This is a genomic window from Streptomyces gossypii, from assembly GCF_025165795.1.
GTDB lineage: Bacteria > Actinomycetota > Actinomycetes > Streptomycetales > Streptomycetaceae > Streptomyces > Streptomyces gossypii.
On record NZ_JAJAGO010000028.1, the window covers coordinates 19,971 to 28,742 of the forward strand.

The following is an 8,772-nucleotide window of genomic DNA, read 5'->3' on the forward strand; positions in this document are numbered from 1 at the left end:
CCCGGGTCGTACCGCAGAATGTTCGGCCACGGCCAGAACATGCCGAAATTACAGATTCGCGAAGTACGCGTGCTGTTGTCGGTGATCGTCGAACGGCCTGTCAACCACGGGGAATACGCCCGAGCTTGCGGCAAGGACCGGGTTTGCGGGGCGAGGCCCGATCGGGCTGAAGGGGAGGGTGAACGGATGGGCAGCTATGTGCTGGGTCTCCGGGAGATCGACCAGACGCAGGTCGCCGTCATCGGCGGCAAAGGCGCGCATCTGGGAGAGCTTTCGCGCATCGAGGGCATCCACGTGCCGACCGGCTTTTGCGTGACGACGGACGCCTTCCGGCGCATCATGGAGGACGCACCGTCCGTTGACGATCAGCTGGCCCGGCTGTCGCGCTTGAACCCCGACGACCGGGAGGCGATTCGCACGCGCAGCGCGGAAATCCGCCGGACTCTCGAAGGGATCGCCGTCCCTGACGATGTGGCGGCGGCGATCAGCAGCGCACTCGCCCGGCTCGGTGAGGGAGCCGCCTACGCCGTCCGGTCGAGCGCGACGGCGGAGGACTTGCCGGCGGCCTCCTTCGCAGGGCAGCAGGACACGTACCTGAACGTCGTGGGCCCGGCGGCGGTCCTCCAGCACGTCAGCCGGTGCTGGGCCTCGCTGTTCACCGAGCGGGCCGTTACCTACCGACTGCGAAACGGCTTCGGCCACCGCGAGGTCCACATGGCCGTGGTCGTGCAGCAGATGGTCTTCCCGCAGGCGGCCGGTGTCCTCTTCACGGCCGACCCCGTCACGTCCAACCGGAAGGTCACCTGCGTGGAGGCCGGCCTCGGCCTGGGCGAGGCCCTGGTCTCCGGCCTGGTGAACCCCGACGTCTACCAGGTGTCCGACGGCGGCATCGTCGCCAAGGCGATCGCCACCAAGCAGCGTGCCCTCCACGCCTCGCCGGGAGGCGGAACACAGGAGCAGTCGGTCGAGCGGGCGCAGCAGGAGCAGCCGGCGCTGACGGACGCGCAGGTCGTGCAGCTCGCGCAGCTGGGCCGGCGGATCGAAGCACACTTCGGCTGCCCCCAGGACATCGAATGGTGCCTGGCCGACGACGGCTTCCAGATCGTGCAGAGCCGCCCGATCACCACGCTGTTCCCCATCCCGGAGGTCGGTGACCGAGCCAACCGCGTCTACCTCTCCGTCGGTCATCAGCAGATGATGACCGACGCCATGAAGCCCTTGGGGCTGTCCCTCTGGCAGCTGACGACCCCCCGGCCGATGGCCGAGGCCGGTGGGAGACTGTTCGTCGACGTCACCCAGCAGCTCGCGTCGCCGGCGAGCCGCACCGGCCTCCTCGAGGCCGCGGGAAAGTCCGATCCGCTGATCCGGGACGCGCTGCAGACCATCCTCGCCCGCGGCGACTTCATCCCGTCCCTCCCCGACGAGGGTCCCGGCGAGCCGGTCCCTGGCGGCGCACCGGCCCCGATCGCGACCGATCCGGCCATCGTCACCGAGCTGATCGGGCGCAGCCAGGCGTCCATCGCCGCGTTGAAGCACGACATCCGGACGAAGTCCGGAAGCGCGTTGTTCGATTTCATTCTGGCGGACATCCAGGAACTCAAACGGCTCCTGTTCGATCCGCAGAGCCTGCAGGTGATCATGGCGGGGATGGAAGCGACGTGGTGGCTCAACGGGAGACTGCTGGAGTGGCTGGGCGAGAAGAACGCGGCCGACACACTCGCACAGTCCGTCCCCCACAACGTCACCTCACAGATGGGGCTGTCGCTCCTCGACGTCGCGGACGTGATCCGCTCGCATCCGGACATCGTCGCCTTTCTGCGCGATGCCGGGGACGAGAGCTTCCTCGACGAGCTGGCCGAACTCGACGGCGGACGAGAAGCGCACGACACCATCGCGGCCTACCTCGACACGTACGGCATGCGCTGCGCCGGCGAGATCGACATCACCAGGCCGCGCTGGAGGGAACGCCCCACCACGCTGCTGCCCACCCTGCTCTCCCACATCAAGAACCTCGAGCCGGGTGCCGGCCAGCGCCGCTTCGAGCAAGGGCGGCAGGAGGCGCGGAAGAAGGAACGGGAACTGCTCGAGCGCTTGCGGGTCCTGCCGGACGGGGAGCGGAAGGCCGAAGAAACCAAGCGGATGATCGATCGCGTCCGGACGTTCGCCGGCTACCGTGAGTATCCGAAGTACGGCATGGTCAGCCGCTACTTCGTGTACAAGCAGGCCCTGCTGGACGAGGCCGAGCGCCTCGTGCACGCCGACGTGCTGCGCGAGAGGGAAGACGTCTTCTTCCTGACGTTCCAGGAATTCCACGACGCCGTGCGTACGCACCAGGTTGATGACCAGCTCATCTGCGGGCGCGAGGACGCGTTCAGGTCCTGTCAGGCGCTCACGCCACCCAGGGTGCTCACATCCGACGGTGAGGCCCTCACCGGAGCGTACCGACGCGACGGCCTGCCGACCGGTGCGCTGGTCGGCCTGGCGGTTTCGGCCGGGACCGTCGAAGGGCGAGCCCGCATCATCCTGGACATGACGGAGGCCGCTCTCGAACCGGGCGACATCCTGGTCACGGCTCATACGGATCCCAGTTGGTCGCCCCTGTTCGTCGCGATCACGGGCCTGGTGACGGAGGTCGGGGGCCTGATGACCCATGGCGCGGTGATCGCACGGGAATACGGCCTGCCGGCCGTCGTCGGGGTGGAACACGCAACGCGGCTGATCCAGGACGGGCAGCGGATCCGACTGAACGGAACCGACGGGTACGTCGAGATCCTCCCCACGACGTGACTAAGGGGCCTCGGTCGCCTGTTCCTCCGTCGGTGCGCGGAAGGTGGAGGTGTCCAGGTCGCAGTCGAACGGCGCGGGGATGTGCAGGGGCTCGCCGAACGGCACGGTCAGCCGGGAGTCGATGTTTCCCCCGACGATCTCCGCCCGATACCCCACGGGCACATCCATGGTGAGCAGCGTGCGGCACAGCGCCTGGAAGCGGAGCGATCCGGGCGGGACACTTATGATCGTCGGGCGTTCGAGCATCACCGTCATGATGCGCCTCCCTGCGCGTGAATGCCATCCACGCCGCAGCGTATGCGTGTGCCTGCGCGAGTGACCACGAATTCCCCGAGTGATCACCTGTTCGGGTGAACCGCTTGAACCGCTTGAACCGCTTGCCGCGTGGGCGGACACGAAGGCCGGAACGCGACGTCGGATTTCCGCCAGCGTCGGGGGTCGCGCGGGCCGAGACTCGCGGTATGACGACATTCCACGCGCGGCCCGTCGACCCGGCCGCGCTCAAAGAGCTGAGGGACACCGACGACGCCGGTGTGCCCGCGCGCGGCTACCGGGACGAGGAGGGCGGCGCCGTGCTGCGCTGCTGTCTGCGACTCAGCCGGGTGGGCGAGCGGATCGCGCTGGTCTCGTACGCGCCGCTGCGCCGCTGGGCCGCCGCGACGGGTGCGGATCCGGGGGCGTACGATGAGCAGGGGCCGGTCTTCATACACGAGGGGGAGTGCGGCGGGCCGGAGAGCAACGGCGGCGCCTACCCCTTTGCCCGGCCCGGTGCGCTGCGCGTCTTCCGCCGGTACGACGCTCGGGGGCGTATCCACGGCGGCAGGCTGATGGAGCTGCCGTTCGACACCTGCGAGGCGTTCGACACGGCGCTGAGCGAGGCGTTCGACTACTCCGAGGTGGCGCTCGTCCATGTGCGGGCCGTCGAGTACGGATGCTTCCACTTCGAGATCCGCAGGCCCTGACCCGGCCCTCGCTTGCGGTGATGGTCGCTGTGGGAACCCGACAGGGACCGTCTCCGCCTGCTGTCGGCGCCCGATTCCCCGGAACACGAGGTCACCCGATAGTTTTCACGGGAAAGTACACGGCCCGCAGCTACGCCATGGGCTGTGCTCCTCGCACGGAAGGGTGGTCCCGTTGAGTCGCTCGGACCCGAGTCGCTCGGTTCTCGTCACCGGAGGTAACCGAGGAATCGGCCTCTGCATCGCCCGGGCCTTCGCCGAGGCCGGCGACAAGGTTGCCATCACCTACCGCACCGGTGAGCCGCCGGCCGAACTCACCGAACTCGGGTGCCTCGCCGTCAAGTGCGACATCACCGAGACCGAGCAGGTGGAGCAGGCCTTCAAGGAGATCGAGGAGAAGCAGGGCGCCGTCGAGGTGCTGGTGGCCAACGCTGGCGTCACCCGCGACCAGTTGCTGCTGCGGATGTCCGAGGAGGACTTCAGCTCGGTCGTCGACACCAACCTCACCGGCACCTTCCGGGTCGTGAAGCGCGCCACGCGCGCCATGCTGCGCGCCCGCCGCGGCCGCGTCGTGCTGATCTCGTCGGTGGTGGCGATGTCCGGCTCTCCGGGGCAGTCCAACTACGCCGCCTCCAAGGCCGGTCTGATCGGGTTCGCCCGTTCGGTGGCCCGCGAGCTGGGCTCCCGCAACATCACCTGCAATGTCATCACCCCCGGCTTCGTCGACACCGATATGACGAAGGTGCTCACCGACGAGCAGCGGGAGGCGATCCTCGGGCAGGTGCCGCTGGGCCGCTACGCACAGCCGGAAGAGGTCGCCGCCTCGGTCCGCTTCCTGGCCTCGGACGAGGCCGCGTACATCACTGGAGCCGTCATTCCTGTCGACGGCGGAATGGGCATGGGTCACTGATCGTCATGAGTGGAATCCTTACCGGCAAGCGCATCCTGGTCACGGGCGTTCTCACCGAGTCCTCCATCGCCTTCCAGGCGGCGAAGATCGCCCAGCAGGAGGGTGCCGAGGTCGTGCTGACCGGCTTCGGCCGCCTCTCCCTGGTCGAGCGGATCGCCAAGCGGCTGCCCACGCCCGCCCCCGTCATCGAGCTGGACGTGACCGACCAGGAGCACCTGGACGGTCTGGCCGACAAGGTGCGCGAGCACGTCGACGGCCTGGACGGCGTGGTGCACTCCGTCGCCTTCGGGCCGCAGGGTGCCTTCAACTTCCTGGAGGCCGAATGGGCGGACGTCGCCACGGCGGTGCATGTCTCCGCGTACTCGCTGAAGTCGCTGACCACCGCCTGCCTGCCGCTGATGCCGCAGGGCGGTTCGGTGGTCGGGCTGACCTTCGACGCTCAGTTCGCCTGGCCGAAGTACGACTGGATGGGCGTGGCCAAGGCCGCGCTGGAGTCGACGAGCCGCTATCTCGCCCGTGACCTGGGCAGCCGGGGCATCCGCTGCAACCTGGTCTCCGCCGGTCCGGTGAAGTCGATGGCCGCCAGGTCCATCCCCGGCTTCGAGGAACTCGCCGACGTGTGGAACCACCGTGCGCCGATCGGCTGGGAGCTCAGCGACCCCGAGCCCGCCGGGCGAGGCGTCGTCGGTCTGCTGTCGGACTTCTTCCCGAAGACGACCGGCGAGATCGTGCACGTCGACGGCGGTGTACACATGATGGGGGCATGACGGGAGGCCATCATGCGGATCGGTCTGATCGGCACCGGGCGTATCGGCGCGTTCCACGCGGAGACGCTGTGCGCGCTGCCCGGTGTCGATGAGGTGCTCGTCGCCGACCCCGCGCCGGGGCTGGCCCCGGCGCTCGCCGGGCGGCTGGGGCTGACGGCCCTGCCGGGCGTGGCGCAGCTCTTCGCGGCACGCCCGGACGGCCTGGTGATCGCCGCGCCGACCAGCGTCCACGCCGAGCTACTGCACCAGGCGCTGGACGCCGGAACGCCGGTCTTCTGCGAGAAGCCGGTGGCCTTGGACGTGCCCGGCACGCTCGGCGTGGTGGAGCGGGCCGAGGCGGGCGGAGCGCCCGTGCAGATCGGCTTCCAGCGCCGCTTCGACGCCGGATACCGCGCCGCTCGCGAGGCGCTGCGCGGCGGTGAGCTGGGGCGGCTGCACACACTGCGCGCCACGACCTCCGACCGAAGGCCGCCGCCCGCCGCATATCTGCCCACCTCCGGGGGCCTGTTCCGGGACTGCGGCATCCACGACTTCGACATCATGCGCTGGCTGACGGGGCGCGAGGTCCTGTCCGTCTACGCCCTGGGCGCGAACCGCCCAGACGCCTTCTTCCGCGAGGGCGGCGACGTCGACACCTGCGCCGCGCTGCTGCGGTTCGACGACGACGTGCTGGCCACCGCCACCGCGACCCGCTACAACGGGGCGGGTCACGACGTCCGGCTGGAGGTCTGCGGCTCGGAGGGCACCCGGATCGTCGGGCTCGACGACCACGCCCCGCTGCCGACCGCCGAACCCCGGATCTCCTGGCGGCGCGCCGCACCGTACGCGGGCTTCGCGGACCGCTTCCGGGCGGCCTACACCGCCGAGCTGGCCGCCTTCACCGAGGTTGCCGCGGGCCGTGCCGCGAGTCCGTGCACCGCACGGGACGCGCTGGAGGCGCTGTATGTCGCGGAGGCATGCGATCTGTCCCGGCGTACGGGGGAGCCGGTCACCGTCTCCCGGGTCCGCGCGGCGGCGGGGGACACCGTCAGACGGCCGCCGTCCTGACGCCGCAGCCCCACTGGCGGGTGTACGAGCCTGCCTCCCGCTCCGCCGCCTCCTCGTCACCCGCACGGATCGCCAGCACCATCCGCGCGTGGTCCTGGTGGTCCTCGGGGAGCAGCCGCTCGCCGACGTCGATACGCAGGAACGCGCGCAGGACATCGCCGAGATCGGCGTAGACGGCCGTGAGCACCTCGTTGTGCGAGGCCGCGACCACGGCCAGATGCAGGTTCGCGTCCGCCTCCACGAAGCGTCCGACGTCCCCGGACTCCCATGCCGCCTCGCGCAGTGCGAGCAGCCTGTCCAGCTGGGTCAGGTCCTGCTCGGTACGGCGCCGCGCGGCCAGCCGGGCGCCGGTCGCCTCCATCGTGCTGCGCAGCTCGGCCACATGGCGCGGGTCCGCCCCGGCGAAGCGCCGGTGCATGACTCCGGCGAGTTCGCTGGTCGCCAGCACGTAGGTGCCCGAGCCCTGGCGGATGTCCAGGAGTCCGTTGTGGGCGAGGGCGCGCACCGCCTCGCGCACGGTGTTGCGGGCGACGCCCAGCTGGTCCACCAGCTCCGGTTCCGTCGGGATGCGGGAGCCGACGGGCCACTCGCCCGAGGAGATCTGGGCGCGTAGCGAGGTGATCACCTGGTCCGCGAGCGCGGAGCGGTGCGGTGAGTTCAGCGGCATGACTCTCCCAGGCGGAAGCGGCGGCGGATCGGGTGCGGACGGGAATCGAGTTGGCGTCAATTCATCCTATGATTCTATGATGCTGTCCATGGATATGGCGAAGGATGATGTGAAGAGTGTTGCGCGGCCCGCCCCGGCGGAGCACGCCCCCACTCCCGTCACCCCCGCACCCTCCCGCTGGACGCGGCGACTGCTGGTGGCCGGCCTCGTGCTCGCCGCCCTCAACCTCCGACCGGCCATATCCGGGCTCGGCCCGCTGCTGGAGGAGGTACAGAAGAGCCTCGGAATGAGCGGCGCCGTCGCCGGACTCCTCACCTCCGTGCCCTCCCTGTGCTTCGCGCTGTTCGGCGGCCTCGCGCCGCGCCTCGCCCGCCGCTGGGGCCCCGCCTCCGTGGTGCTGGCCGGGATGGCGGCCATCACCCTCGGCCTCGCGCTGCGCCCGTTCGCGGGCGGCACCGCCTTCTTCCTGCTCGCCAGCGCCATCGCGCTGGCCGGTATCGCCGTGAGCAACGTCCTGATGCCGGTCGTCGTCAAACAATGGTTCCCGGACCGCGTCGGGCCCATGACCGGCCTCTACTCCATGGCGCTCTCCCTCGGCACAGCCGGCGCCGCCGCAGTCACCGTCCCCATGACCAACGCGCTGGGCGGCAGCTGGCGGGCAGGGCTCGGCGCCTGGGCCGTGGTCGGCTTGATCGCGGTGGTGCCATGGAGCGCGGTCGTACGGGCCGGACGACGGGCAGACCGGGCAACGGCCGCCGGCGGCACGGCCCCGGAACCCTCCGAGCAGCCGCCCCTGCGCATCACCAGATCGGTCACCGCCTGGTCACTCGGCGTCTTCTTCGGCCTCCAGGCATCCGCCGCGTACATCACCATGGGCTGGCTCCCGCAGATCTTCCGCGACGCCGGAGTCTCCGCCTCGGGCGCGGGCATGATGCTCGCCGTCACCATGGGCATGGGCATACCCCTCTCCTTCGTACTGCCCCGGCTCGCCGCGCGCATGAGCCACCAGGGCCCGCTCGTCATCGCACTCGGCATCTGCGGCCTCTCCGGCTACACCGGGCTGTGGTTCGCCCCCGCGGGCGGCGCCTGGGCCTGGGCGCTGCTGCTCGGCGTCTCCAACTGCGCCTTCCCGCTGGTACTCACCATGATCGGCATGCGCTCGCGGAGCAGCGCCGGCGTGGTCAAGCTCTCCGCGTTCGCCCAGAGCACCGGCTACCTGATCTCCATCCCCGGCCCCCTGCTGGTGGGAGCCCTCCAGCAGCACAGCGGCGGCTGGCACGCGCCGTTGCTGCTGATGACGGGCCTGATGCTGGCGCAGATGACGGTCGGCGTCTTCGCGGGCCGGGACCGGTGCGTGGAGGACGGCGGCTGAGTGGGACACTGGCGGACATGCCGGTACTTGACCCCAACCCGCCGAACGGGCAGAAGAAACTGCTCCAGATCTTCGGGCTGATCTTCGCCATCCTCATCGTCATCGGCGTCATCGCCACGTTGGCTGCGCCCTCTTAATGCGCTCGGCTCGCCTCCGCGGGCTCGTACCCGGTGTCGACACTCCTCCTGTGCGCTCGGCTCGCCTCCGCGGGCTCGTACCCGGTGTCGACACTCCTCAGCGCTGCACTCGCTCGTTCCTCGCTC

9 protein-coding genes are annotated in these 8,772 nt (G+C 70.1%); 7 read left to right on the forward strand and 2 right to left on the reverse strand.

The genetic code is table 11. The features are described from left to right. Nucleotides 1-186: 186 nt before the first annotated feature. Entirely contained in the window at nt 187-2,787 is a 2,601-nt protein-coding gene (gene rph, locus LHJ74_RS33650) for a rifamycin-inactivating phosphotransferase (RefSeq protein WP_260222163.1), read from the forward strand. On the opposite strand, the gene LHJ74_RS33655 is transcribed toward rph, so the two are convergent. Beyond that, a complete protein-coding gene (locus tag LHJ74_RS33655) occupies nt 2,788-3,042 on the reverse strand; it encodes a hypothetical protein (RefSeq protein ID WP_260222152.1) in 255 nt (84 codons plus the stop codon). 206 nt (nt 3,043-3,248) lie between these two features. Here LHJ74_RS33655 and LHJ74_RS33660 point away from each other — a divergent pair, with 206 nt between their 5' ends. From LHJ74_RS33660 to LHJ74_RS33675, 4 genes are all read left to right on the forward strand, one after another. Next, nucleotides 3,249-3,749 (forward strand): DUF1203 domain-containing protein, encoded by a 501-nt coding sequence (locus tag LHJ74_RS33660; RefSeq protein WP_260222154.1) that lies wholly within the window; start codon nt 3,249-3,251, stop codon nt 3,747-3,749. Between the two features lie 172 nt (nt 3,750-3,921). Further along, on the forward strand, nt 3,922-4,656 hold the full coding sequence (gene fabG / locus LHJ74_RS33665) for a 3-oxoacyl-[acyl-carrier-protein] reductase (protein ID WP_260222156.1): 735 nt from the start codon (nt 3,922-3,924) through the stop codon (nt 4,654-4,656). 5 nt (nt 4,657-4,661) lie between these two features. Then, nucleotides 4,662-5,423 carry an enoyl-ACP reductase FabI gene (gene fabI, locus LHJ74_RS33670; RefSeq protein ID WP_260222158.1) on the forward strand — a complete coding sequence of 254 codons (762 nt, stop codon included), beginning with the start codon at nt 4,662-4,664 and terminating at the stop codon, nt 5,421-5,423. A gap of 12 nt (nt 5,424-5,435) precedes the next feature. Continuing rightward, nucleotides 5,436-6,470 (forward strand): Gfo/Idh/MocA family protein, encoded by a 1,035-nt coding sequence (locus LHJ74_RS33675; protein ID WP_260222159.1) that lies wholly within the window; start codon nt 5,436-5,438, stop codon nt 6,468-6,470. Here LHJ74_RS33675 and LHJ74_RS33680 read toward each other — a convergent pair. After that, nucleotides 6,451-7,137 carry a FadR/GntR family transcriptional regulator gene (locus tag LHJ74_RS33680; RefSeq protein ID WP_260222160.1) on the reverse strand — a complete coding sequence of 229 codons (687 nt, stop codon included), beginning with the start codon at nt 7,135-7,137 and terminating at the stop codon, nt 6,451-6,453. The two genes, LHJ74_RS33675 and LHJ74_RS33680, sit on opposite strands and share 20 nt — an antisense overlap. A gap of 88 nt (nt 7,138-7,225) precedes the next feature. On the opposite strand from LHJ74_RS33680, the gene LHJ74_RS33685 reads away from it, so the two are divergent. Then, a complete protein-coding gene (locus LHJ74_RS33685; protein WP_260222161.1) occupies nt 7,226-8,509 on the forward strand; it encodes a CynX/NimT family MFS transporter in 1,284 nt (427 codons plus the stop codon). A 17-nt stretch (nt 8,510-8,526) separates the two neighbouring features. Continuing rightward, nucleotides 8,527-8,646, forward strand: coding sequence for an SGM_5486 family transporter-associated protein (locus tag LHJ74_RS33690; protein WP_260222162.1), 120 nt, complete (start codon nt 8,527-8,529; stop codon nt 8,644-8,646). Nucleotides 8,647-8,772: the final 126 nt, after the last annotated feature.

Bases quoted from the DNA above. Each gene is read 5' to 3' on its own strand.
- LHJ74_RS33690 (WP_260222162.1), top strand. From the start codon at position 8,527: ATGCCGGTACTTGACCCCAACCCGCCGAACGGGCAGAAGAAACTGCTC.
- LHJ74_RS33660 (WP_260222154.1), top strand. From the start codon at position 3,249: ATGACGACATTCCACGCGCGGCCCGTCGACCCGGCCGCGCTCAAAGAG.
- rph (WP_260222163.1), top strand. From the start codon at position 187: ATGGGCAGCTATGTGCTGGGTCTCCGGGAGATCGACCAGACGCAGGTC.
- LHJ74_RS33655 (WP_260222152.1), bottom strand. From the start codon at position 3,042: ATGACGGTGATGCTCGAACGCCCGACGATCATAAGTGTCCCGCCCGGA.
- fabI (WP_260222158.1), top strand. From the start codon at position 4,662: ATGAGTGGAATCCTTACCGGCAAGCGCATCCTGGTCACGGGCGTTCTC.
- LHJ74_RS33675 (WP_260222159.1), top strand. From the start codon at position 5,436: ATGCGGATCGGTCTGATCGGCACCGGGCGTATCGGCGCGTTCCACGCG.
- LHJ74_RS33685 (WP_260222161.1), top strand. From the start codon at position 7,226: ATGGATATGGCGAAGGATGATGTGAAGAGTGTTGCGCGGCCCGCCCCG.
- LHJ74_RS33680 (WP_260222160.1), bottom strand. From the start codon at position 7,137: ATGCCGCTGAACTCACCGCACCGCTCCGCGCTCGCGGACCAGGTGATC.